The sequence below is a fragment of the Amycolatopsis sp. NBRC 101858 genome (assembly GCF_030269325.1).
Classification (GTDB): Bacteria; Actinomycetota; Actinomycetes; order Mycobacteriales; family Pseudonocardiaceae; genus Amycolatopsis; species Amycolatopsis ponsaeliensis.
The window spans coordinates 1,388,775-1,412,603 of the sequence record NZ_BSTD01000001.1; the positions used below are offsets into that span (position 1 = coordinate 1,388,775).

Below are 23,829 nucleotides of genomic sequence, written 5' to 3' on the forward strand. Positions count from 1 at the left end.
CAGGTGGACCGGATAGGACAGACGGCGTTCAGGGAGCTGCGACGGGGTGCAGGAAGCACGCCACCTCGCGCGACGGATCTCCGCCGGGCAGGCCCAGCTCGGGCACCTTCGAGTCGCACGGCTCGAAGGCCTTGGGACACCGGGGGTGGAACGCGCAGCCGGTCGGCATGCCGCGCGTGTCCGGCGGCGACCCCGGGATCCCGGCCAGCTCGCGGCGCGGACCGCGCAGGGCCGGGAACGAGTTCAGCAGGCCGTGGCTGTACGGGTGCAGCGCGTCCCGGTAGAGCTCGGCCGCCGGCGCCTGCTCGACGATCCGGCCGCCGTACATGATCGCGATCCGGTCCGAGAACTCCACCAGCAGCGAAAGGTCGTGCGTGATGAACAGGACCGAGAAGCCCAGCCGCTCGCGCAGTTCCACGAGCTGGCCCAGGATCTGGCGCTGCATCACGACGTCCAGCGCGGTGGTCGGCTCGTCCATGATGACGACCCGCGGTTCGAGCGCGAGCGCCATCGCGATCATCACGCGCTGGCGCATGCCACCGGAAAGCTGGTGCGGGAACGCCTCCAGCCGGTCGGCCGAAATCCCGACCAGCTTGAGCAGGTCTTTCGCCCGCGCGTAGCGGCCGGCCTTCGTCGACCGCGGCTCGTGCGCCTTGATGACGTCGACGAGCTGCGTGACGACCTTGTGCACCGGGTTCAGCGAGTTCATCGCGCCCTGGAACACGATGGACGTCTCCGCCCACCGGAAGTCCCGCAGCTGCTTGTCCGTCAGCTTCAGCACGTCGTACGGCTCGCCGTCGGCGGGGTGGTAGAGCACCTGGCCGCCGCGGATCACGCCCGGCGGCGCGAGCAGCCGCGTCAGCCCGTAGGCCAAAGTGGACTTGCCGCTGCCGCTTTCCCCGGCCAGGCCGAGCACTTCGCCGCGGTGCAGCGTCAAGTGCACGTCCCGGACCGCGCGCACGGCCTCGTCGCCGACGCCGTAGTCGACGTCCAGGCCCTTGATCTCCAGGACCGGGTCCATCATGGCTGTTCCTCCCGCCCGAGCACGGGCGTGAAGCCCACGCGCATGCGATGCGTCCGTCCGTCGGCGCCCTTGACGCGCGCCTTGCCGCTGCCGCGCAGGCGCGGGCTGACGAACTCGTCGATGCCGAAGTTGAGCAGGGACAGCGCGGTGCCGAGGATCGCGATCGCCAGCCCGGCCGGCACGAACCACCACCACGCGCCCTGCGCGAGGGCCTGCTGGCTCTGCGCCCAGAACAGGATCGTGCCCCAGTTCCAGTTGGACAGTCCCGAGACGCCGACGAACGCGAGCGTGATCTCCGACATCACCGCGAAGATCACCGTGCCGACGAAGCTGGACGCGATCACCGCGGTCAGGTTGGGGAGGATCTCGAAGAAGATGATCCGCCACGTCGACTCGCCGGTCGCCCGGGCGGCTTCGACGTATTCCCGGCCGCGCAACGAAAGCGTCTGGGCACGCAGAACTCGCGCGCCCCACGCCCACGACGTGAACCCGATGATCACCGCCACCAGGATGTCACCGCCGGTGGGCACCGCGCTGCCGATGATGATGATCAGCGGCAGCGCCGGGATCACCAGGAACACGTTGGACAGCGCGGAAAGCCCCTCGCCCGGCGTGCCGCCGAGGTAGCCGGACGTCACGCCGACGATGACGGCGAGGACCGTCGCCACGATCCCGGCGGCCAGCCCGACGAGCATGACGCTGCGGGTGCCGACCACCACCTGGCTGAAGATGTCCTGGCCGAGGTGGGTGGTGCCGAACCAGTGCCGGCCCGACGGCCCCTCCAGCAGGTCGTTGCTGCGCGCCGACGGGTCGTACGGCGCGATCCACTCCCCGATGACCGCGATCACGACGAAGAACACGAGCACGCTCAGCCCGGTGATCGTCTTGCCGCCGGTCAGGAACCGGAACCGGCGCCGCTTCGACCGGCCGGCGATCGCGTCGACGGGGAGAGCTTGGGCGGCTTTGACGTCCGCCGCGGGTACGGCCATGTCAGCTCTCCTTCCGGGTGCGCGGGTCGAGCGCGAGGTAGGCGACGTCGGCGAACAGGTTCGCCACCAGCACCGACAGCGTGATGATCAGGAAGATGCCCTGCATCAGCGGGTAGTCCTGCGAGCCGACCGCCTGGAACAGCTGGTAGCCGACGCCCGGGTAGGAGAAGACGATCTCCACCAGCAGCGTGCCGCCGACGATGAACCCGAGCGCCAGCGCGAAGCCGGACACGCTCGGCAGCAGCGCGTTGCGGGCGGCGTACCCGACCATCACCCGGCGCTCGGGCAGGCCCTTGGCGTGCGCGACGGTGACGTAGTCCTCCGACGCGACGGTGACCATCATGTTGCGCATGCCCAGGATCCAGCTGCCCATCGAGCTGATCAGGATGGTGATCGCGGGCAGCAGGCTGTGCTGGATCGCGCTGCCGATGAACCCGCCGTCCCAGCCGGGCACCACGCCCGGGTCGTACCCGCCGGACGACGGGAAGAAGCTGCCCGGACCGGCCAGCAGCGTCAGGGCGATCAGGCCGAGCCAGAAGTACGGGATCGACGAGAGGAACGTCGTCACCGGCAGCAGGCCGTCGACCCACGAGCCGCGCTTCCAGCCGGCGACCACGCCGAGCCCGGTGCCGAGCGCGAAGCCGACGATCGTGGTGATGCCGACCAGGATGATCGTCCACGGCAGGCTGTCGCCGATCAGTTCGGAGACCGGGGACGGGAAGAACGTGAACGAGATCCCGAGGTCGCCGCGGAAGAGCTGGCCCCAGTAGTCGAAGTACTGGGAGATCAGGCTTTCGTTCTTGTCGAGTCCGAACAGGACGTACAGCGACTGGATCGCGTCCGCGCTGATCATGCCCTGGTTCTTCGCGATCAGCGACTGCACCGGGTCACCCGGGATCAGCCGCGGGATGAAGAAGTTGATGGTGACGGCGGCCCACGCGGTGAAGACGTAGAAGGCCAGCCGCTGCAGCAGGAACCTCATCGGGCGGCTCCGTCGTACAGCCAGCACGCGGCCCAGTGGCCGGGCGCGTCGTCGACCTCGAACCGCGGCGGCAGGTCGGTCTTGCACCGCTCCATCGCGACCGGGCAGCGCGGGTGGAACCGGCACCCGGACGGCGGGTCGATCAGGCTCGGCGGCTCGCCGGCCCCGCGCTCGGCGGGCACCTCGCCGGGGTCGAGCTCGTCGCTCCCGCCGGTCAGCCGGTCGGGGTCGGGGGCGGAGTCGATGAGCAGGCGCGTGTACGGGTGCGCCGGGTGCTGCGTGATGGTCTCGCTGTCGCCGCCCTCCACCATCCGGCCCGCGTACATCACCATCGTCTCGTCGGCGAAGTAGCGCGCCGACGCGATGTCGTGCGTGATGTACAGGATCGCGAGGTGCAGGCGTTCCTTGAGGTCGCGCAGCAGGTTCAGCACCCCGAGCCGGATGGAGACGTCCAACATGGACACCGGCTCGTCGGCCAGCAGCGCCTCCGGGTCGGCGCCGAGCGCCCGCGCGATCGCGACGCGCTGGCGCTGCCCGCCGGACAGCTCGTGCGGGAACTTGTCGATGTACCGTTCCGGCGGCGTCATCTGCACGCGCGAAAGCAGGTCGTGCAACGACTTCTCGAGGTCGTCGCCCGCCCGGCCGTGGATCTTGAGCGCCCGCGTCAGGTGGTAGCGCACGGTGTGCACCGGGTTCAGCGACGCGAACGGGTCCTGGAAGATCATCTGGACCCGCCGGGCGTAGGCCCGGAACGTCTTGCCGCGGTGGATGTTCACGGTCTCGCCGTGCAGCTTGATGTCGCCGCCGGTGCGCGGGTAGAGGCCCGCGAGCAGGCGGGCGACCGTCGACTTGCCCGAGCCGGACTCGCCGACCAGCGCGGTGACCCGGCCCCGCCGCAGCGTGAGGGTCACGTCGTCGACGGCCTGGACCGCGCGGCGCGGGCCGGTGAGGGCCGCGCGCCCGCGTCGCCGCACGGGGAAGTGTTTCGTGAGCCCGGCCGCCTCGAGAACGACGGGGAGGTCCCCCTCCGACCCGACGGCGATGGGGTCGGAGGGGGCGGGGGCGGCCGCGTCGCCGCGGCCGTCTGTGTCCTGCGGGGGTCGGACCCCCGCACCCCCGCCGGGGGATGCGCTCCCCCGGTCCCCCTCGGGACCGGGGGAGTGTTCCGTCATGACCGAATCCGCCATCAGGCCGCGGGCTTCAGGTGCAGGACGATGTCGAGCGCGTTGCGCAGCGTGGGCTGCGCCGGGCCGTACGGGTTGGCCTCGTCCGGCCAGCCGACCCAGTTCTTCGTGCTGTACTCGCCGCCGGAGTTGGCCGCCGAGGTCGGGACCATCGGCTGCTGGTCGATCATGATCTTCTGCAGCGTCGCCATCGCGGCGGTGCGGGCCGCGTCGTCCTCGGCGTTGGCGTAGGTCGCGAGCGCGTTGGTCGCCTCGTCGTTCTTGAAGCGGCCGTAGTTGCCGTTGATGCCGCCCTGGCCGGTCGGCTTGTAGCGGGTGCCGTCCATGACGTCGCGGTACATGTCGTACGGCGTCGCACCGTCGTTGGTCCAGTGCATCAGGCCTTCGAAGTCACCGGTGTCGACCGACTTGATCCACGCGTCCTGGTTCATCTTCTCGACCGTGGCGGTGATGCCGATCTGCGCCAGGTTGTCCTTGATGATCTCCAGGTCGGTGATGTAGTCCGACCAGCCCGACGGCACGGTGAGCTTGAGGGTGACCGGCTTGCCGCTCGGGTCGGCCAGCTTGTCGCCGTTGTACTTGTAGCCCGCGCCGGTGAGCAGCGACTTGGCGCCCGGGACGTCGACCTTGACCGTCTGGCCCTTGTACTGCGGCGCGATGAACGAGTCGCCCGCCGGCGTCGGAATGCCGGTGACCTGGTCGTTCTTCGGGTAGAAGTAGCCCGCCTCGCCCTGGTTGAAGATGTCGTCGCGGTTGATCACCTTGCTGACCGCCTGCCGCAGCTTGGCGTCGTTCCAGGGGGCCTTCTCGGTGTTGAACCACAGGCCGTGGACGGCCAGCTGCGCGGGGAACCACAGCTTGTAGTGCTGCGGGTCCTTGTTCGTGTAGACGGCCTTGTAGTTCGGGATGAAGACGAAGCTCCACTCCGACGCCCCGCTGACCAGCGCGTTGACCTGCGCGTTGTTGTCGGTGTAGGAGGTGTAGCGGATCTCCTTGACCTTCGGCGCTTCCTGCCAGTAGCCGCTGTCGCGCCGGGTGACGATCATCGTCTGCGGCGTGGCCGACTTGAGCGTGTACGGCCCGGTGCCGATCGGGTTCTTGACGGTGTCGAGCGCCGGGTCCTTGATGCCCTGCCAGACGTGCTTCGGCACGACGAGGGTCTGCAGGATCTTGAGCTGGTTGACGAACTGGGACGTCTCGAAGCCCAGCGTCACCTGGTTGCCGGCCGCGGCGATGTCCTTGTAGGGGACGGCGTCGACGTTCAGCGCCTTGTTGTCGCGCAGCAGCTGGAACGTGTAGGCGACGTCCTCGGCGGTCATCGGCTGGTTGTCGGAGAACTTGACCCCGTCACGGACGGTCAGAACCAGCTTCTTGTAGTTGTCCGACCAATCCCACTTCGTCGCCAGCCAGGGCTTGCCGGGCTCCTGCGGCTTGACGCGGTTGTGCATGACCAGGGGCTCGTAGATCATCCACCGGTAGCCCATGTTGGACAGGGCGGACGTCTCGAGGAACGGGTTGTTGTTCTCCGACTGCGGGCCGTCCGGCTTGCCGACGTTGAGCACGGCGTCCGGGTTGCTCTGACCTGCGTCGGAGCTGCTGCTCCCGCACGCGGTCAGGCCACCCAGGGCCATTACTGCCACTAGCGCTGCGACGATGGAGCGCTTGACTCGCATCGGTTCCTCCTGGTCATCGACGACGTGCCTGGTGTCGACTGGTAGCGAGCCCCGACCGCCGGCGACCGAACGACGCCCAGAAGTCAACCCGGGTGACTCGGGTCACGTCAATAACACGGTGGTAACGTTTTGTACCTAAGTTTAAGTAATAAAAGAACTGGCGGTCTGGACCTGTCGGCGGAACTACTCCTTGCGACGCAAGGGTTTCAGCCGGTCCGGCCACCCGTGGCGAGCAGTTGCGCGATGGGCAGGGTGGCCGCGCCGAGCGCGACCGCCTCCGGCCCGAGCCGGCCGAGGACGACCTCGGTGCGCCCGGCCAGGTAGTCGAGCGCGTGCCGGCCCACCGCGTCGCGCACGGCGGGCAGGATCGCCGGTCCCATGATCGCCCCCGCGGAGCCGGAAAGCACCACCCGATCCGGGCTGAGCAGGTTGATCAGGTTCGCGATGCCGATCCCGAGGTACTCGGCGGCCTCGGCGAGCACGTCGGCGGCCGGGCCGGCCTCGGCCGCCTCGGCGACGATGCGGGCCAGTTCGGCGTCGCTTTCGTCGCCAATGACCGGTTCCTTGCCGACGCGCTCGGCGTAGCGGCGGACGACCGCTTCGATGCCGACGTAGGCCTCCAGGCAGCCGTGCGAGCCGCAGCGGCAGGCCGCCCCGGCCGCCTTGACGACGGTGTGGCCCCACTCGCTGGTCGTGATGTCCGGGTGCGAGCGCCCGGCCGTCGCGACGGCGGCCCCGACCCCGACGCCGAGCAGGGCGACGATGGCGCGGTCGGCACCCCGGCCGGCGCCGCGCCAGGTTTCGACCTGGCCGAGCGTGCGGGCGCGGTTGTCCAGGTGGAGGGGCGCCTCGATGTGCGGGCGGATCAGCTCGGCGAAGGCCACGCCGCGCCAGCCGAGGGTGGGCGCGTGGACGATCCCGCCGTCGCGGACCGCGCCGGGCACGCCGATGCCGACGCCGAACACCGCGTCCGGTTCGCCGCCTTCGAGCACTTCCGCGATGCCGGTTCGCACCAGTCCGGCGACTTCGTCCGGATCCAGCCGGGTGCCGACGAGCGGGTGGCGCACGGTGCCGAGCGTCCCGAGCGCGCAGTCGAACAGGCCGACTTCGACGTGCGTCTCGCTGACATCGACCCCCACGACGTGCCCGAAGTCCGGCCGGACGGCCAGCAGCGTCCGGGGCCGCCCGCCGTCGGATTCGACCGAGCCGGCCTCCGCGACGACGCCGTCGGCGATGAGCTCCGAGACGACGTTCGTAACGGTGGCGGCCGATAGTCCCGATTCAGCTACTAGTTCCAGCCTGCTGACGGGGCCGCGGAGGTAGAGGGAGGAAAGGAGCGCCGCGCGGTTGTGCCGTCGGAGGTCTCTCGTTGTCTGGCGTACCACCTGGGTCACCGGGGGGATTGTGCCAGACACCGGCCGTGCGACCATCAGTTCGGGACTTAGTTCACCACTTAATACATAGCCACAACTTACGGTGATCAGGCATTCTGTCAGTGAGCCGGTAAGAGTTCAGATGGGTTGCCCATGGCGAGCAAGCGCACCACCGTCCGTGACCTGCGGAGGCACAACCGTTCCCTGCTGCTGTCGAAACTGTACTTCGACGGCCCGCTGTCGCGGCACGAACTCAGCCAGCTCACCGGATTGAGCGCGGCGACGGTCAGCAACGTGACCGCCGAACTGGGCGAAGAACGGCTCATCACGGAAGCGGGCCAGGTCGAGTCGGACGGCGGCCGGCCGCGCGTGCTGCTGCGCGTCGACCCGGCGTACGGGCACGTCGCGGGGGTCGACATCGGCGAGACGGGCGTCAAGGTCGAGCTGTTCGACCTGGCGATGAACCGCCTCGCGACGGTCGAGCACCCACTCCCGAAGGCCCCGGACCCGGCGACGGCGGTCGAGCAGGTGACGTCCGGGCTCCGGGAGGTGTTCGCGAGCGCGGGCATCGACGACGCGGCGGTGCTGGGCGTCGGCATCGGCGTGCCGGGCATGGTCGAGCAGGGGTCACGGGTCCTGGTGCACGCGCCGACGGTCGGCTGGGAGGCGGTGCCCCTGGTTGCGCTGCTGCGAGAGGCGGGCGTCGGGCTGCCGTTGTTCGTCGACAACGGAGCGAAGACGCAGGGCCAGGCGGAGATGTGGTTCGGCGCCGGCCGCGGAGCACGCCACGCGGTGATCGCGCTGATCGGCTCAGGCGTGGGCGCGGCGGTGGTGACGGACGGAACGACGTACCGCGGGTCGACGAGCAGCGCGGGCGAGTGGGGCCACACAACGATCGCGTACGGCGGCAACGACTGCCGCTGCGGCGCGCGAGGGTGCCTGGAGGCGTACATCGGCGCGGGCGGGGTTCTGGCCCGCTACCGGAGGGTGCGCGGCAAGGAGGTCCCGGGCGAGGACGAGCAGGCCCAGTTCGCGGCCCTCCTGGAGGCCGCACCCAAGTCCAAGACGGCGGCACGAGTGCTCGACGAAACGGCGGGCTACCTGGGAGCGGGGATCGCAAACTTGATCAACCTGTTCAACCCGGAGCGCATAGTGATCGGCGGCTGGGCAGGGTTGGCATTGGGCGAGCTACTGCTGCCAAGAATCCGCGAGGCAGCGGGCGAGCACGCACTGAGGCACCCATTCAGCCAGACATCGATCCAGCTGGGCTCCCTGGGCCTGGACGCGGTGGCGACAGGAGCAGCAACACTCCCAGTAGCAGACCTCCTGGACCAGGGAGCAACATCAAGGGCAGTGAAGCCAGGAGCCTCGGACTCAGACGCGGCCTGAGGCCAACTCGAGAACAGGCACCGACGAGCACCCAGACCCCCCGCGCACCCCGATCCGAAGCCAGAACACGGCCGGCAGCGCCGGGTCAAGGCATCTTTCCCGCCTTGACGCGGTGGTGCCGGCCGTAGTCACAATGAAGCTTCGGGGTGCCGGCAGGACGCAGCCGAGCGCGCCGTGCACCGCTCATCGGGAACCCACTCACCCTTAATTCGGGTTGAAAAAAAATGACCGCCCGACGGTTGCCCGCCTTGTCTGGACCATGCATACTTTGTTGCCAAGCGCAACAAAGGTCTGAACCAACTGGCGACCCACCCCCCGCCCCGGGTCGCCGAGCCCGGTCGCACCTGCCGCCGCCCCGGCAAGCGAGGCCACCTCCCCCTCCCGCGTTCCGTGCTGCGCGCGGAACACCGGCCCCCTGGTGAGAGAGGCGACAAAGATGTCCACCTCGTTCCGCAAGTCACGCAAGTTCCGAAGAGCAGCGGCCCTCTTCGCCGCCGCATCCCTGCTGTTCCTCGGACAGCAAGCACTCACAGCACCCGCCGCCGAAGCCGCGGCCACCTTCACCGACGACTTCAACGGCCCCGCCGGGTCCGCCGTCGACGGCTCGAAGTGGCAGCTCGAAACCGGCGACAACGTCAACAACCACGAGCGGCAGTACTACACCTCGGGCACCAACAACGCCCAGCTCGACGGCCAGGGCCACCTCGTCATCACGGCCAAGAAGGAAAACCCCGGCAACTACAACTGCTGGTACGGCCGCTGCGAGTACACCTCCGCGCGGATGAACACGGCCGGCAAGTTCAGCCAGGCCTACGGCCACTTCGAGACGCGCATGAAGCTCCCGCGCGGGCAGGGCATGTGGCCGGCGTTCTGGATGCTCGGCGGTGGCAACTGGCCGACCGACGGCGAGATCGACGTCATGGAGAACGTCGGGTTCGAGCCGAACACCGTGCACGGCACCATCCACGGCCCGGGTTACTCCGGCTCCGGCGGCATCGGCGCGGCCTACAACGGCCCGAACTTCTCCGACGACTTCCACACCTACGCCGTCGACTGGTCGCCGAACCAGATCAAGTGGTACGTCGACGGCAACCTCTACCAGACGCGCACGCCGTCCGACCTGAACGGCAACCGCTGGGTCTACGACCACAACTTCTTCATCATCCTCAACCTCGCCGTCGGCGGGTACTGGCCCGGCGACCCCAACAGCAGCACGCAGTTCCCGCAGCAGCTGGTCGTCGACTACGTGCACGTCACCAACGACACCGGCGGCGGCACCCCGCCGAGCGGGCGCACCGGGCGGATCACCGGCATCGGCGGCAAGTGCGTCGACGTCGCGGGCGCGAACACCGCCAACCTCACGCCGATCCAGATCACCGACTGCAACAACAACGCGGCGCAGAACTGGACCATCGGCACCGACGGCACGATCCGCGCCCTCGGCAAGTGCATGGACGTCAACGCCGCCGCCACGGCGGACGGGACCCCGGTGCAGCTCTACGACTGCAACGGAACCGTGGCCCAGCAATGGGTCGTGACCGGCGCCAAGGACATCGTGAACCCCAACGCGAACAAGTGCCTCGACGCCACCGGCAACAGTTCCGCGAACGGCACCCGCCTGCAGATCTGGACCTGCGGCGGCGGCGCCAACCAGAAGTGGACCACTCCCTGATCCACCCCCTCGGGTAGGCGGGCCCCGCCCGGTCCGCCTACCCAGCACTATTTCCTTCCCCCACAAGGAGAATTCAAGTGCGGCGATTCCTCGTCGCGCTAATGGGGTGTGCCCTGTTAGCGCTTTCCTTCCTGACCACCGGCTCCGCCCAAGCCGCCGTCGAGGCAGGACCGTCCGCGAGCCAGCTGCTCGCGAAGACGACGTCCTGCCAGCAGATCTCGAACGGCAAGTACTCCTTCGACGAAGGCGGCGCGGCGACCGTGCCCGTCTGCCAGGCCAACGGCGCGGTCTTCTTCAAGGCCGACATGGACATCGACTGCGACGGCGTCCGCACGTCCCAGTGCAACGAGCAGACCGACTGCTGCTTCTACCCGGACACGGCGTTCCACACGTCGACCGACCAGCCGTTGAACGCGGCCCAGCTGCCCTACATCGTGCTGCCACAGCCGACGTCCACTTGGGACTACCGCAACTACGGCATCGACGGCGGTTCCGTCGTGGCGGTGATCTACAACAACCAGGTCACCTACGCCGTGGTCGGCGACACCGGCCCGACGAGCATCATCGGTGAGGCGTCCTACGCCACCGCCGTGAACCTCGGCATCAACCCGGACCCGTCCAACGGCGGCACCGAGGGCCCGGTGACCTACATCGTGTTCCCGAACACGCACGTCAACCCGATCGAGAACCACGCCAACGCCACCAGCCTCGGCGAGCAGGTCGCCACGCAGTTCGCCGGCGGCACCACCACGCCGCCCACCGGTGGTGGCGGGCAGATCACCGGCCTCGGCGGCAAGTGCGTCGACGTCAACGCGGCGAGCACCACCAACGGCACCGCCGTCCAGCTCTACGACTGCAACGGCTCGAACGCCCAGAAGTGGACGGTCGGCACCGACGGCACGGTCCGCGCGCTCGGCAAGTGCCTCGACGTCACCAGCGCGGGCACGGCCAACGGCACGCCGATCCAGCTCTGGGACTGCAACGGCTCCAACGCCCAGAAGTGGTCGGCCAACGGCTCGCAGAACCTCGTGAACGCCGGCTCCGGCAAGTGCCTCGACGCCACCGGCAACACGAGTGCGAACGGGACCCGGCTCCAGATCTGGACCTGCGGGTCCGGTGCCAACCAGAAGTGGACGCTGCCATGAGAAAACGCTCTCTGCTCAGCATGCTGGGCGTGACCGCGCTCGCCGCGGCCACCTTCGCCGTACCCGCGCAGGCCGCGGGCGAGACCGTCAACGTCTGGCTCACCACGACCGACGACGCCAAGGGCGTCAACGTCACCCGCGGCCTGCAACAGCAGACGCCGATCAGCTTCACCGCGGGCACCGGGACCGGCGGCCAGACCATCACCGTCAACGAAAACACGACGTACCAGCAGTTCGAGGGCGCCGGCGCGTCGTTCACCGACTCCGCCGCGTGGCTGCTCAACTCGAGCGGCCTGCTCAGCGCCACCACCCGCAACCAGGTCATGCAGAAGCTGTTCGACCCCAACGCGGGCATCGGCGTGAGCTTCCTGCGCAACCCGATCGGCGCGTCGGACATCGCGCGCTACAGCTACACGTTCGACGACGTGCCGGCCGGGCAGACCGACCCGAACCTGACGAAGTTCTCCATCGCGCACGACCAGGCCGACGTCCTGCCGCTGACCAAGCAGGCACTGCAGCTCAACCCGCAGATCAAGGTCATGGCGTCGCCGTGGAGCGCGCCGCCGTGGATGAAGGACAACGACAGCTACCTGCTCGGCTGGGTGGAGTCGCAGTTCTACCCGGCCTACGCGCAGTACTTCGTCAAGTACGTCCAGGCCTACCAGGCCGCCGGCGTGCCGATCAACTACCTGTCCGTCCAAAACGAACCGACTTGCTGCGCGAGCTACCCCTCGACCAACTGGAACGGCGCCGGGCTCGCGTACTTCACCAAGAACAACCTGCTGCCCGCGCTGCAGAACGCCGGACTGTCCACCAAGGTCCTCGCGCTCGACTGGAACTGGGACCAGTACCAGTCTTTCGCGGCACCCACGATGGACGACGCGGCCATCCGCAGCCACCCGAACTTCGGCGGCATGGCGTGGCACGGCTACGGCGGCAACGTCTCGCAGCAGACGACCGTGCACAACCAGTACCCGAGCGTGAACGCGTACTCGACCGAGCACTCGGGCGGCACCTGGGTGTCGAACCAGCAGGCCGAGGACATGACGAACATCGTCGACTACACGCGCAACTGGAGCCGCACGGTCACGAAGTGGAGCCTGGCGATGGACCAGGCGCACAACCCGCACAACGGCGGCTGTGACACGTGCACCGGACTCGTGACCGTCCACAACGGAGACGGCCGCAACGGCCAGGTCGACTACACCGTCGAGTACTACACGATGGGTCACCTCACGAAGTTCGTGAAGCCGGGCGCGTACCGGATCGACTCGAACGACAACTCGACCGTCCGCAACGTCGCGTGGAAGAACCCGGACGGCTCGAAGGCGCTCATCGCGTACAACACCAGCACCGGCAACCAGAGCGTGCGCGTGAACTGGGGCAACTCCTCGTTCACCTACACCCTGCCCGGCCACACGTCGGCGACGTTCACCTGGGCAGGCAACCAGGGCACGGGCGGCGGTGGCGGCGGCAAGACCGGCGCGATCACCGGCCTCGGCGGCAAGTGCCTGGACGCCGCGAACGCCAGCAGCGCGAACGGCACCGCGGTGCAGCTCTACGACTGCAACGGCTCGGGCGCGCAAGCGTGGACGCTCGGGACCGACGGCACGATCCGCGTGCTGGGCAAGTGCCTCGACGTCACCGGGCAGTCCACAGCGGACGGTGCCCAGCTGCAACTGTGGGACTGCGGCGGGACGGCCAACCAGAGATGGGCGGCGACGGCGGCCAAGGACATCGTCGGGTCGGCGTCGAACAAGTGCCTCGACGCGACCGGCAACTCCAGCGCGAACGGCACCCGGCTGCAGATCTGGACGTGCACCGGGGCCGCCAACCAGAAGTGGAACGTGCCCGCATGAAGAAACTCGCAGCATTCGGCGCTCTGATAGCAGCGGCGTCGGCACTGGTGCTCGCCCCGGGCGTCGCGCAGGCGGCCACCGGGCCGATCACCGGCCTGGCCGGCAAGTGCGTCGACGTCAACGCGGCGAGCACCGCCAACGGCACAGCCATCCAGCTGTACGACTGCAACGGCTCCAACGCTCAACAGTGGACGGTCGGGTCCGACGGTTCCCTGCAGGCGCTGGGCAAGTGCCTCGACGTGACCAGCGCCGGGACGGCCAACGGCACGACTATCCAGCTCTGGGACTGCAACGGCTCCAACGCCCAGAAGTGGACGGCCAACTCGGCGAAGAACCTGGTCAACACCGGGTCGGGCAAGTGCCTCGACGCGACCGGCAACTCCAGTGCGAACGGCACGCGGCTGCAGATCTGGACGTGCGCCACCAGCGCCAACCAGCAGTGGACGCTCCCGTCCGGCGGCACCACCCCGCCGCCGACCGGGCCGGGCGTGATGGCCGTCGCGCCGTACCTCTACAACGGCTGGGGCAACCCGCCGAGCCCGCAGACGATCCAGAACGCCACCGGCGTCAAGTGGTTCACGCTGGCGTTCATCCTGTCCAACGGCTACTGCAACCCGATGTGGGACGGCGGGCGCGCGCTCACCGGCGGCGTCGACCAGAACACGATCAACGCGGTGCGCGCGGGCGGCGGCGACGTCATCCCGTCGTTCGGCGGCTACTCCGGCAACAAGCTGGAGTCGTCGTGCGGCAGCGCGGGTGAGCTGGCGGCGGGCTACCAGAAGGTGATCAACGCCTACGGCCTCAAGGCGATCGACATCGACATCGAGGCCGATGCCTACAGCAACCCGACCGTGCAGCAGCGCACGGTCGACGCGCTGAAGACGATCCGGGCGAACAACGCGGGCATCAAGCTGTACGTCACGTTCGGCACCGGGCAGTCCGGTCCGGACAACAGCCTGGTGAACCGCGCGGCGCAGTCCGGGCTCACGGTCGACGGCTGGGTCATCATGCCGTTCGACTTCGGCGGCGCCGGCCAGAACATGGGCACGCTCACGCAGCGCGCGGCGGAGGGCCTCAAGAACGTCGTCAAGTCGGCTTACGGCTACGACGACGACACGGCCTACCGGCACATGGGCATCTCGTCGATGAACGGCATCACCGACAACAGCGAGACGGTCACGCTAGCCGACTTCAACGCCATCCTGGCCTACGCGAACACGCACCACCTGGCCCGGCTGACGTTCTGGTCGGCGAACCGCGACCGGCCCTGCCCGGGCGCCTACCCGAACGACGACACGTGTTCGGGTGTTTCCCAGCAGGCGTGGGACTTCACGAGGATCTTCGCCCGCTACGCCGGCTGACGGCGTGACGCAGCAGGCCCGGCCGGGACTCCGGCCGGGCCTGTTTCGCGTGGAAGGGCTGCCGGACCGCGACACTGGGGAGGCCCCGGCCCGGCAGCGAGGTGGTTCCGCCGGCCGCTGGGGGTCTCCGGCGGCGAAACCGCTCAGAGGTTATCCACCCGGAGCCGGTTTTGGGGCGTCCGGCGGGGAGAGATGCCCGAACGGGCACCTTAGACTGGCCGCCGTGGCCGAACCGACCGTGGACGACGTAGTGGCCGAGCTGGCGCGGCTCGAGGACCCCAAGGTCCGTGCCGTGAACGAAAAACACGGCGACGACCACGGCGTGAACCTGACCAAGCTGCGTGCGGTCGCGAAACAGCTGAAAACGCAGCAGGACCTCGCCCGCGAGCTGTGGGCCACCGACGACACGGCGGCGAAGCTCCTCGCGACGCTGATCTGCCGCCCGAAGGCGTTCGAGCGCGACGAGCTGGACGCCATGCTGCGGACCGCGCGCACTCCGAAGGCGCACGACTGGCTCGTCGGCTACGTCGTGAAGAAGAGCCCGCACGCGGACGAACTCCGGCAGAAGTGGTTCGCCGATCCCGATCCGGTGGTCGCGAGCGCCGGCTGGGCGCTGACCACCGAGCGCGTCGCGAAGCAACCCGAGGACCTCGACGGCCTGCTCGACGTCATCGAGAAGGAGATGAAGGACGCCCCCGGCCGCTTGCAGTGGGCGATGAACCACTGCCTGGCCCGGATCGGGATCGAACACGTCGAACACCGCGCCCGCGCCATCGAAATCGGCGAACGCCTGGAAGTCCTCAAGGACTACCCGACGCCGCCGAACTGCACGTCGCCGTTCGCGCCGATCTGGATCACCGAGGTCGTGCGCCGCCGGGCGTAGTCACTCCGCCGCGACGGCCGCCCGGGCCGCGTCGGCGCGGTCGGCGTACGCCTCGACCAGCTGCTCCTCGGCGTCTTCCAGGTACTTCATCAGCAGCTGCTCCGCGCCCGGTCCGTCGCCGGCCTCGATGCGGTCGAGGATCTCGTGGTTGCGCGGCAGGTAGCGCTCGTGGAAGCGGCGGGGCTCGGCCATGATGTGGAAGACCAGCCGCAGCTCGGCGGTCAGCCTGCCGACCAGTTCGTTGACGCGCTCGCTGCCGGACAGCCCGGCCAGCTCCTGGTGGAACCACACGTTCGCGGTGCCGAGGTCCTTCCAGTTGCCGGTGCGCGCGGCCTCGTCGCCGATGTCGACCTTCTCCTTGATCCGCGCGAAGGTGGCCGGCTTGGCCGTCACCCCGCGAACCGCGGCGCACTCGATGATCTTGCGGACGCGGTAGATGTCGACGACGTCCTCGACGCTCGGGATCCGGACGAACACCCCGCGGTTGAGCTCGTGGGCGAGCAGCCGCTCGTGCGTGAGCAGCCGGAACGCTTCGCGCAGCGTGTTGCGCGAGACGCCGAGGGCGTTGCCGATGTCCTGCTCCGAGAGCCGGCCGCCCGGCAGGAAGAAGCCCTCCGCGATGCGCTTGCGCAGGACGCCGGCCACCCGCTCGGCCGTGCTCTTGCGGCTGACCAGGCCGCGATCGGCCTCCAGGCCCGGGACGTCACTGTCTTCGATGACCACGCCGACGATGGTACCCGTCACACTGGGGACGATCCAATTGCAGCCTTGTGGAATTGTTCAACAATCCCTACTGTGTGAGGCACGCCACGATGAGACACTGGCCAGGAGGTGCCCATGACTGCGACAACTGCTACCGAGGCCCGGCCGTTCGACTGGTTCCGCACGCTCGGCAAACGCGGGCGGCGCGCCTTCGTCGGCGCGTTCGGCGGCTACGGCCTGGACTCGTTCGACTACCAGACCCTGCCGCTCGGCCTGGCCGCGATCACCGCGTACTTCGGCATTTCGAGCGGTGAAGCCGGCCTGCTCGGCACGACGACGCTGGTCGTGTCGGCCGTCGGCGGGGTCGGGGCCGGGATGCTGGCCGACCGGATCGGCCGCGTCCGCACGCTCCAGATCACCATCGCGATGTACACGGTCTTCACCGTGCTCTGCGGGTTCGCCCCGAACTTCGAGACGCTGCTGGTCTTCCGCGCCCTGCAGGGCCTGGGCTTCGGCGGCGAGTGGGCGGCCGGCGCCGCGCTGGTGGCGGAGTACTCGTCGGCCAAGTACCGCGGCCGGACCGTGGCGTTCGTGCAGAGCGCGTGGGCGGTCGGCTGGGGCCTGTCGGTGATCGTCTACACCGTCGTGTTCAGCGTCGCGAGCGACGACGTGGCCTGGCGCATCATGTTCTGGACCGGCGTCATCCCGGCGCTGCTGGTGCTGTGGGTCCGCAAGAGCGTCAAGGACGCCCCGCGCGCCGAGGAACGCCTGAAGGCCGAACGCCCGAAGGGCACGCTCGTCAAGATCTTCAAGACCGACCTGCTGCGCACGACGTTCTTCGCCGCGCTGCTGGCCACCGGTGTCCAGGGCGGGTACTACACGATCTCGACGTGGCTGCCGTCCTACCTGAAGAAGACGCGCGAGCTCACCGTGATCGGCACCGGCGGGTACCTCGCGTTCCTCATCACCGGCGCCTTCGTCGGGTACGTCTGCGGTGGTTATCTCACGGACCTGATGGGGCGCAAGAAAACCTTCCTGACGTTCGCGGTGCTGTCGGCCGCGCTGATCGTCGCCTACACGCAGATCCCCAAGGGCGCCAACGGGCTCGTGCTGGTGCTGGGCTTCCCGCTCGGCTTCTCGATGTCCGCGATCTTCAGCGGTTTCGGCGCCTACCTGGCCGAGCTGTACCCGACGTCGCTGCGCGGCACGGGACAGGGCTTCACGTACAACTTCGGCCGCGCGGTCGGCGCGATCTTCCCGACCGTCGTGGGCTTCCTCGGCGCGGGCGGCGCGATCGTGTTCGGCGCGCTGGGGTACGGCATCGCCGCGCTGGCCCTGCTGGGGCTGCCGGAGACCCGGGGTATCGAACTCGTCGACTGAGGGGGAACTCATGACGACCTTTGACGAACCCGCGACGTTCACTCCCGCCCAGGCGCGCGAGTCGTTCCGCCGCGGCACCGCCCGCCCGACCACCGGCTGGGCCCACGGCTTCACCCAGACCAACCTGATCGCCGTACCCGAAGACTGGGCCTACGACGTCCTGCTGTTCTGCACCCGCAACCCGCAGCCGTGCCCGCTGCTCGACGTCACCGACCCCGGCGACCCGGGAACCCGGCTCGCCGCGGGCGCGGACCTGCGCACCGACCTGCCGCGCTACCGGATCTGGCAGAACGGCGTGCTGGCCGGCGAGGTGTCCGACGCGACCGGGCTGTGGCGCAGCGACATGGTCGCCTTCTCCATCGGCTGCAGCTTCACGTTCGAGACGGCGCTGGCCGCCGAGGGCGTCCCGCTGCGGCACGTCGACCAGGGCCGCAACGTCGCGATGTACGTGACGGACCGGAAGTGCGAGCCCGCCGGGCGGCTCTTCGGGCCGATGGTCGTGTCGATGCGGCAGATCCCGGAGGACCGCGTCGACGACGCCATCCGGATCACCCGCGCGATGCCGGCCGTGCACGGCGCGCCGGTGCACGTCGGCGACCCGCGGGCGCTGGGCATCGAGGACCTTTCCCGGCCGGACTTCGGGGATCCCGTCGACGCGGAGCCGGGTGACGTCCCGGTGTTCTGGGCCTGCGGGGTCACGCCGCAGGCGGCGCTGATGGCGTCGCGGCCCCCCTTTGCGATCACCCACGCACCGGGGTACATGTTCATCACGGACCGGCACGACAGCGAATACCGGGTGGGCTGAAATGGATCTGAACAGCGATCTCGGCGAGGGCTTCGGCGCCTGGAAGATGGGCGACGACGAAGCCATGCTCGACATCGTGACCAGCGCGAACGTCGCGTGCGGCTTCCACGCCGGCGACCCGTCGGTGATGCGGCGGGTGTGCGAGCTGGCGGCCGGACGCGGCGTCGCGATCGGGGCGCACGTCGGGTACCACGACCTGGCCGGGTTCGGCAGGCGTGCGCTCGACATCGCGCCGGACGAGCTGGCGGACGAGGTGCTCTACCAGATCGGCGCGCTGGACGCGTTCGCCCGCGCGGCGGGCAGCCGCGTGACGTACGTGAAGCCGCACGGCGCGCTGTACAACACCGCGGCGGTGGACGTCGAGCAGGCCGCGGCGATCGTCGACGGCCTGCGCCGGTACGACCCCGCGCTCGCGCTGCTCTGCCTGCCGGACTCGGAAATGCAGCGGCAGGCGGAAAAAGCGGGCGTGGTGACGTACGCGGAGGCGTTCGCCGATCGGGCCTACACCGCCGACGGCAAGCTCGTGTCGCGCAAGAAACCGGGCGCGGTGCTGCACGACGCCGAGCTGGTGGCCAAGCGCGCGGTCGACATGGCGGCCGGCGGCGTCGTCACCGCGGACGGCACCGAGCTCGAGCTGCGGCCGGACTCCCTGTGCGTGCACGGGGACACGCCGGGCGCGGTGGAGCTGGCCCGCCGGATCCGCGACGGGCTGGCCGAAGCGGGCGTGCAGCTGGGGGCGTTCACCGGATGACCGTCCGGCTGCTGCCCTGCGGCCGGCGCGCGGTGCTGGTCGAACTGGACGACGTGCTCGGCTTCCAGGCTGCCCTGACGGCGCTGGACCCGGACGGTGTCGAGGAGCTGGTCCCGGCGGCGCGGACGCTGCTGGTCCGCTTCGACCCGGCGGTGACCGACGCCGACCGCCTGGGCGCGCTGTTGCGTGAAGTGTCCCCTGTGGACAGTGCGGTGGCCGCCGCGGCCGAGGTGGTGATCCCGGTGCGGTACGACGGCGAGGACCTGGCCGACGTCGCGGCCGAGGCGGGCTTGAGCGTCTCGGAAGTGATCTCCCGGCACAGCGGGGGTACGTACGTCTCGGCGTTCTGCGGGTTCGCGCCGGGGTTCGCGTACCTGTCCGGTTCGGACCCGGCGCTGCACGTTTCGCGCCGGTCGACGCCCCGGACGCGCATCCCCGCGGGTTCGGTGGCGATCGCCGGGGAGTACAGCGCGGTGTACCCGAGCGCGTCACCGGGCGGCTGGCGGCTGCTCGGCCGGACGGAGACGCCGGTGTGGGACGTCGACCGCGACCCGCCGAACCTGCTGCCGCCGGGCACGCGGGTGCGGTTCGAGGCGGTGACCGCGTGAAGCTCGAAGTCGTGCGGCCGGGGTTCACGACGACGGTGCAGGACCTCGGCCGGCCCGGGCACGCGGCACTCGGCGTCGGGCGGTCCGGCGCCGCGGACCGCGGGTCGTACCGGCTGGCCAACCGGCTCGTCGGGAATCCTCCGGGCGCCGCGGCCTTGGAAGTGACGCTCGGCGGCTTGGTGCTGCGTGCTTCGGCCGTCACGACGGTGGCGGTGACCGGCGCGCTGTGCCCGGTCTCGCCGGGCGGCATGAACGCGCCGATGACGTTGTGGCCGGGCGACGAACTGGTGCTGGGCACGGCTTCCGCCGGCTTGCGCTGCTACGTCGCGGTGCGCGGCGGGATCGACTTGACGCCGGTGCTCGGCTCGCGGTCGACCGACACGCTCGGGAAGCTGGGACCGCTGCCGCTCGCCGCCGGGATGCTGCTGCCGGTGGGCACCCCCGGCGCGTTCCCGGCGGCCGACCTGGCCCCGCGCGCGGCCTTGCCTGCCGCACCGGTCCTGCGCGTCACGCCGGGACCGCGGCGCGACTGGTTCGCTTCGCCGGACCGGCTGCTGTCCACTGTGTACACGGTTTCACCGGACTCGGACCGCGTCGGCATCCGGCTGACCGGCCCCGCGCTCGAGCGCGTCCGCCACGACGAGCTGCCGTCCGAGGCGTGCGTGCCCGGGTCGCTGCAGGTGCCGCCGTCGGGCCGGCCGATCCTGTTCCACGCGGACTCCCCGACGACCGGCGGCTACCCGGTGCTCGCGGTCGTCGAGGAGGACGACCTGGACGTCGCGGCCCAGCTGCGTCCGGGTCAGACGGTGAGCTTCCGTCCCGCGTAGGGCCGGGAGTCCGGCACCCCCGCGTAGCCGGGTAGCTCGGCACCGTTGACCGCGCGCTCGATCAGGTCGGTGAGCGCCACCATGTCGGGCTCCTCGGCCGGCCCGGCGTCCGGTCCGGCGTCCCGGCTGAGTGCGTGCAACCGGCCGATCTCCTGGTTGGCCTCGACGAACGAGCGCATCCGCCGCTCGTAGCCGTCGAACCCGGCCACCGGGTCCCAGCCGGCGGCGGCCAGCTCGCCGGCCAGCAGGTACGCACCGACGAGGGCCAGCCCGGTGCCGCCGCCGGACAGCGGCGACGAGCTGAACGCCGCGTCCCCGAGCAGCGCCACCCGGCCGTCCGACCAGCGGTCCATCACCACCTGGGCGATCTGGTCGAGGTAGAAGTCCGGGGTGTCGTCGAGGTGGGCGAGGATGCGCGGGGTCAGCCAGCCGAAGCCGGCCATCCGCTCGCGCAGCAGGCTCTTCTGGGCCTCGACGTCGCGGTGGTCGACGTCGAAGTCCGCCGCGGAGAAGGACAGCATGGCCATCGCCCGGGTGGGGTCCGGGAGCGGCCGCAGGCCGGCGGAGCGCCCGGCCTCCTGGTAGTCGAGCATCCAGCGCTCCAGCCCGAACTCGTTGGGGACACTGTAGAAGGCCAGCACCGAACCCAGGTGGCGGACGAACCGCTCGCGCGGCCCGAAGACCATCGCCCGCAGCGACGAGTGCAGCCCGTCCGCCCCGACCACCAGGTCGAAGCGCCGCCGGTCACCGCTCGCGAAGACGACGTCGACCCCGTCGGCGTCCTGGGTGAGCTCGGCGATCCGGTCGCCGAAGACGTACTCGACGCCGTCGCGGGTGTCGTCGTAGAGCACCCGGGACAGGTCACCGCGCAGGATCTCGATCTCCGCGATGTAGCCGTCGCCGCCGTGGTCGTCCGCGCGGAAGGTCTCCAGCACGTTGCCGTCCACGTCCACGGTGTGCGCGCCGGCGGTGTCGGTGCGGGCCGCGCGCACTGCCGCGTCCAGCCCCATCAGCCGGATGACCTCCCTGGCCACCCCGCGCGCGTCCACCGCCTGCCCGCCGGGACGCAGCCCGGGGGCGCGCTCCACGACGGTCACCTCGGCTCCCCGCCGGTGCAGCCAATGGGCCAGCGCGGGCCCCGCGATGCTCGCCCCCGCCACCAACACCCTGGTACCGCTCACGATGTCATCCTGTTCGCCGTCGGGATCCGGATCCTACGACGAAATCCCCGGGACCGGTCCCCGCGATCCGGTCACCCCCGCACGACCGCCACCAGCCATGCGACGTTCGTGAGGACGATCGCGAGCCACAACGGCCACAGCCGCGGGCCGCGCAGCCGGCCCGGCTCGGCCAGGTAGGCGTCCAGGGCCTCGGCGACCTGGTCGTCGATCTCGTCGCGCAGCCGCGGGCTCAGCTCAGCCATGCGCCGGCACCCGCCGGGGGACGGCGACCGACAGGCACGCCAGCGCCAGCGGCACCTCCAGACCGGCCATGAGCAGCGAAAACCCCACGTCGTCGCCGGCCGTCACGACGTCGAACCAGGCGTCGGCCAGCAGCAGCGTCGCCGTGCCGATCGCCGCGAACGGCATCCGCGGGTCGTCGCGGCCGAGCAGCCACGCCGTGACCAGCAGGCCGAACGCCTCCGCCGTGTCGAAGCCCGTCCACGCCAGTCGCCAGTGCTGCGCCGGATAAACGTCCGGCAGCGTCGTCCCCAGAACCACGATCCACGGCAGCAGGCACAGCCCCGCCGCCCAGAAGAGTCTTTTCATGTGAACCCCCGTTCGCCGACCACGGTAGCGATTGCAGAGATTCTTTGCAAACATTCTCTGTAGTACGCTCCGACCATGGTCGAACGTCCCGAACGGCGCGTCCTCACCGGCGCGGATCTCAAGGCCTTCTACAAGGCCCTGGCGAACCCCGTGCGCCGCGACATCCTGTCCTACCTGGGCAAACACGGCGAAGCGAACTCGACGAGCGTCGCGAAGGCCCTCGGCGAGAGCACCGGGACGACCAGCTACCACCTCCGCAGGCTCGCCGACCTCGAGCTGATCGCGGAGATCGAGGAGCGCTCCACCGGCCGCGAACGCTGGTGGAAGTCGCTGATGAAGGACATCTACACCCCGCCCGGCCTGGAGATGACGCCGGACGAGCGCGCGGCCGCGCGCAAGCTCGGCGCGCTCAAGATGAGCCACGACCTCGACCTGGTCACGCGCGCGTACGCGGGCTACGACGACGCCCGGGGCTGGAACCAGATCTTCCGCGCCGGCCTGACCCTGACGAAGGACCAGATCACGTCGTTCGTCGAGGAGTACCAGAACCTGGTGTGGAAGTACGTCACCGAGCCGGGACAGCACCCCGAAGGCTCGCGGGCGCTCGCGATCCGGCTCATCGTCGTGCCGGACGAGGTGTCCACAGAGGACTAAAGACCCGAGACCCGCAGGGTGATGTTCAGCCGCCCGGTCAGGCCCAGCGCCGGGTCGGCCGTGCCCGCCAGCGTCCGGGGCACGCCGTGGTAGGCGAACCGGGAGGGGCCGCCGAACACGAAGAGGTCGCCCGAATGCAGCTCGACGTCCGTGTACGGCTTGCCGCGCGACTCGGTGTTGCCGAAGCGGAACACGCACGTGTCGCCGAGGCTGAGCGAGACCACGGGGGCCGTGCTCCGCTCGTCCTTGTCCTGGTGCTGGCCCATCTTCGTCTTCGCCGCGTAGAAGTTGACCAGCGCGGTGTCGGGCTCGTAGCCGTCGGCCGGTTCGCCGTACGCGTCCGCGAGCGCGCGGCGGCCCAGGTCGCCGAGCCAGTCCGGGAACGGCAGCACCGGCTTGCCCTCGTCGGTCGTGCGCGAGTAGCCGTTCGGGTACCAGTGCCAGCCGAGGCAGACGGTCTTGACCGACATGACCCCGCCGTTGGGGTAGGTCGTGTGGCGGTAACCGGGCCAGCCACGGCACGCCTGGACGAGCTCGCGCTGTTCGTCGAAGCCGAGCCAGTCGGGCACGTGGACGGCACCGGGCGCGAGTTCGGCGCGCGGGCGCGGGAGGAGGGCGTCCATCACCTCGATTGTGCCGGAGACCCCTGCCGCACATGGGTGGTGCTCGCCGACGGGACGACGTGGTGACCGCGGAACGTGACACCGGAGGTGGTGAACAGCCGCAGGAGACGTCCCATCGGACCAGCGGGACGCTCCTGCGGCCGGATCCCCTCGCTTTGGGCCACCATGGATAGACA

The 23,829-nt window shown here is 69.9% G+C and carries 23 protein-coding genes; 12 read left to right on the top strand and 11 right to left on the bottom strand.

Annotated features, from left to right (window positions below; genetic code table 11):
* Nucleotides 1-28 precede the first annotated feature (28 nt).
* The 6 genes from QSK39_RS06585 to QSK39_RS06610 all read right to left on the bottom strand — a co-directional run bounded on the left by QSK39_RS06585 (nt 29) and on the right by QSK39_RS06610 (nt 7,246).
* Nucleotides 29-1,024 (bottom strand): ABC transporter ATP-binding protein, encoded by a 996-nt coding sequence (locus QSK39_RS06585; RefSeq protein WP_285476742.1) that lies wholly within the window; start codon nt 1,022-1,024, stop codon nt 29-31.
* Nucleotides 1,021-2,013, bottom strand: a complete 993-nt coding sequence (locus QSK39_RS06590; protein ID WP_285476743.1) for an ABC transporter permease — start codon at nt 2,011-2,013, stop codon at nt 1,021-1,023. The genes QSK39_RS06585 and QSK39_RS06590 overlap by 4 nt, the downstream gene beginning before the upstream one ends.
* A gap of 1 nt (nt 2,014) precedes the next feature.
* Complete coding sequence (locus QSK39_RS06595; protein ID WP_285476744.1) at nt 2,015-2,995, bottom strand: ABC transporter permease; 981 nt, start codon at nt 2,993-2,995, stop codon at nt 2,015-2,017.
* The gene (locus tag QSK39_RS06600) at nt 2,992-4,038 is read right to left on the bottom strand and encodes an ABC transporter ATP-binding protein (RefSeq protein ID WP_353051052.1); all 1,047 of its coding nucleotides are present in this window, start codon (nt 4,036-4,038) and stop codon (nt 2,992-2,994) included. The genes QSK39_RS06595 and QSK39_RS06600 overlap by 4 nt, the downstream gene beginning before the upstream one ends.
* A gap of 143 nt (nt 4,039-4,181) precedes the next feature.
* Nucleotides 4,182-5,852, bottom strand: coding sequence for an ABC transporter substrate-binding protein (locus QSK39_RS06605; protein WP_285476746.1), 1,671 nt, complete (start codon nt 5,850-5,852; stop codon nt 4,182-4,184).
* A 206-nt stretch (nt 5,853-6,058) separates the two neighbouring features.
* Nucleotides 6,059-7,246 carry an ROK family transcriptional regulator gene (locus QSK39_RS06610; protein WP_285476747.1) on the bottom strand — a complete coding sequence of 396 codons (1,188 nt, stop codon included), beginning with the start codon at nt 7,244-7,246 and terminating at the stop codon, nt 6,059-6,061.
* Nucleotides 7,247-7,378: 132 nt separating this feature from the next.
* Between QSK39_RS06610 and QSK39_RS06615 the strand changes: the two genes are divergently transcribed.
* From QSK39_RS06615 to QSK39_RS06640, 6 genes are all read left to right on the top strand, one after another.
* Nucleotides 7,379-8,614 carry an ROK family transcriptional regulator gene (locus tag QSK39_RS06615; RefSeq protein WP_285476748.1) on the top strand — a complete coding sequence of 412 codons (1,236 nt, stop codon included), beginning with the start codon at nt 7,379-7,381 and terminating at the stop codon, nt 8,612-8,614.
* A gap of 436 nt (nt 8,615-9,050) precedes the next feature.
* On the top strand, nt 9,051-10,286 hold the full coding sequence (locus tag QSK39_RS06620; protein ID WP_285476749.1) for a family 16 glycosylhydrolase: 1,236 nt from the start codon (nt 9,051-9,053) through the stop codon (nt 10,284-10,286).
* Nucleotides 10,287-10,363: 77 nt separating this feature from the next.
* Nucleotides 10,364-11,431, top strand: a complete 1,068-nt coding sequence (locus tag QSK39_RS06625) for an RICIN domain-containing protein (protein WP_285476750.1) — start codon at nt 10,364-10,366, stop codon at nt 11,429-11,431.
* Nucleotides 11,428-13,290, top strand: coding sequence for a ricin-type beta-trefoil lectin domain protein (locus tag QSK39_RS06630; RefSeq protein ID WP_285476751.1), 1,863 nt, complete (start codon nt 11,428-11,430; stop codon nt 13,288-13,290). Before QSK39_RS06625 ends, QSK39_RS06630 begins: the two co-directional genes overlap by 4 nt.
* Complete coding sequence (locus QSK39_RS06635; protein ID WP_285476752.1) at nt 13,287-14,651, top strand: ricin-type beta-trefoil lectin domain protein; 1,365 nt, start codon at nt 13,287-13,289, stop codon at nt 14,649-14,651. The genes QSK39_RS06630 and QSK39_RS06635 overlap by 4 nt, the downstream gene beginning before the upstream one ends.
* A gap of 223 nt (nt 14,652-14,874) precedes the next feature.
* Entirely contained in the window at nt 14,875-15,534 is a 660-nt protein-coding gene (locus QSK39_RS06640; protein WP_285476753.1) for a DNA alkylation repair protein, read from the top strand.
* Here QSK39_RS06640 and QSK39_RS06645 read toward each other — a convergent pair whose 3' ends face one another.
* On the bottom strand, nt 15,535-16,257 hold the full coding sequence (locus QSK39_RS06645; RefSeq protein WP_285477950.1) for a GntR family transcriptional regulator: 723 nt from the start codon (nt 16,255-16,257) through the stop codon (nt 15,535-15,537). It abuts the gene before it with no gap.
* 114 nt (nt 16,258-16,371) lie between these two features.
* On the opposite strand from QSK39_RS06645, the gene QSK39_RS06650 reads away from it, so the two are divergent.
* Genes QSK39_RS06650 through QSK39_RS06670 form a run of 5 tightly spaced genes read left to right on the top strand, consistent with a single transcriptional unit; the run spans nt 16,372 to nt 20,607 of the window.
* The gene (locus QSK39_RS06650) at nt 16,372-17,616 is read left to right on the top strand and encodes an MFS transporter (RefSeq protein ID WP_285476754.1); all 1,245 of its coding nucleotides are present in this window, start codon (nt 16,372-16,374) and stop codon (nt 17,614-17,616) included.
* Between the two features lie 10 nt (nt 17,617-17,626).
* Nucleotides 17,627-18,421, top strand: coding sequence for a putative hydro-lyase (locus tag QSK39_RS06655; protein ID WP_285476755.1), 795 nt, complete (start codon nt 17,627-17,629; stop codon nt 18,419-18,421).
* Between the two features lies 1 nt (nt 18,422).
* Nucleotides 18,423-19,172, top strand: coding sequence for a LamB/YcsF family protein (locus QSK39_RS06660; protein WP_285476756.1), 750 nt, complete (start codon nt 18,423-18,425; stop codon nt 19,170-19,172).
* Nucleotides 19,169-19,780 (top strand): 5-oxoprolinase subunit B family protein, encoded by a 612-nt coding sequence (locus tag QSK39_RS06665; protein WP_285476757.1) that lies wholly within the window; start codon nt 19,169-19,171, stop codon nt 19,778-19,780. The genes QSK39_RS06660 and QSK39_RS06665 overlap by 4 nt, the downstream gene beginning before the upstream one ends.
* On the top strand, nt 19,777-20,607 hold the full coding sequence (locus QSK39_RS06670; RefSeq protein ID WP_285476758.1) for a 5-oxoprolinase subunit C family protein: 831 nt from the start codon (nt 19,777-19,779) through the stop codon (nt 20,605-20,607). The genes QSK39_RS06665 and QSK39_RS06670 overlap by 4 nt, the downstream gene beginning before the upstream one ends.
* On the opposite strand, the gene QSK39_RS06675 is transcribed toward QSK39_RS06670, so the two are convergent.
* The 3 genes from QSK39_RS06675 to QSK39_RS06685 all read right to left on the bottom strand — a co-directional run bounded on the left by QSK39_RS06675 (nt 20,580) and on the right by QSK39_RS06685 (nt 22,376).
* Complete coding sequence (locus QSK39_RS06675) at nt 20,580-21,788, bottom strand: FAD-dependent monooxygenase (protein WP_285476759.1); 1,209 nt, start codon at nt 21,786-21,788, stop codon at nt 20,580-20,582. The genes QSK39_RS06670 and QSK39_RS06675 overlap by 28 nt on opposite strands.
* Nucleotides 21,789-21,859: 71 nt before the next feature.
* A complete protein-coding gene (locus QSK39_RS06680) occupies nt 21,860-22,030 on the bottom strand; it encodes a hypothetical protein (protein ID WP_285476760.1) in 171 nt (56 codons plus the stop codon).
* Nucleotides 22,023-22,376, bottom strand: a complete 354-nt coding sequence (locus QSK39_RS06685) for a hypothetical protein (RefSeq protein ID WP_285476761.1) — start codon at nt 22,374-22,376, stop codon at nt 22,023-22,025. Before QSK39_RS06685 ends, QSK39_RS06680 begins: the two co-directional genes overlap by 8 nt.
* Nucleotides 22,377-22,451: 75 nt before the next feature.
* On the opposite strand from QSK39_RS06685, the gene QSK39_RS06690 reads away from it, so the two are divergent.
* Nucleotides 22,452-23,030, top strand: coding sequence for a winged helix-turn-helix domain-containing protein (locus tag QSK39_RS06690; RefSeq protein ID WP_285476762.1), 579 nt, complete (start codon nt 22,452-22,454; stop codon nt 23,028-23,030).
* Here the strand turns inward: QSK39_RS06690 and QSK39_RS06695 are convergent.
* Entirely contained in the window at nt 23,027-23,653 is a 627-nt protein-coding gene (locus tag QSK39_RS06695) for an alpha-ketoglutarate-dependent dioxygenase AlkB family protein (protein ID WP_285476763.1), read from the bottom strand. The two genes, QSK39_RS06690 and QSK39_RS06695, sit on opposite strands and share 4 nt — an antisense overlap.
* Nucleotides 23,654-23,829 lie beyond the last annotated feature (176 nt).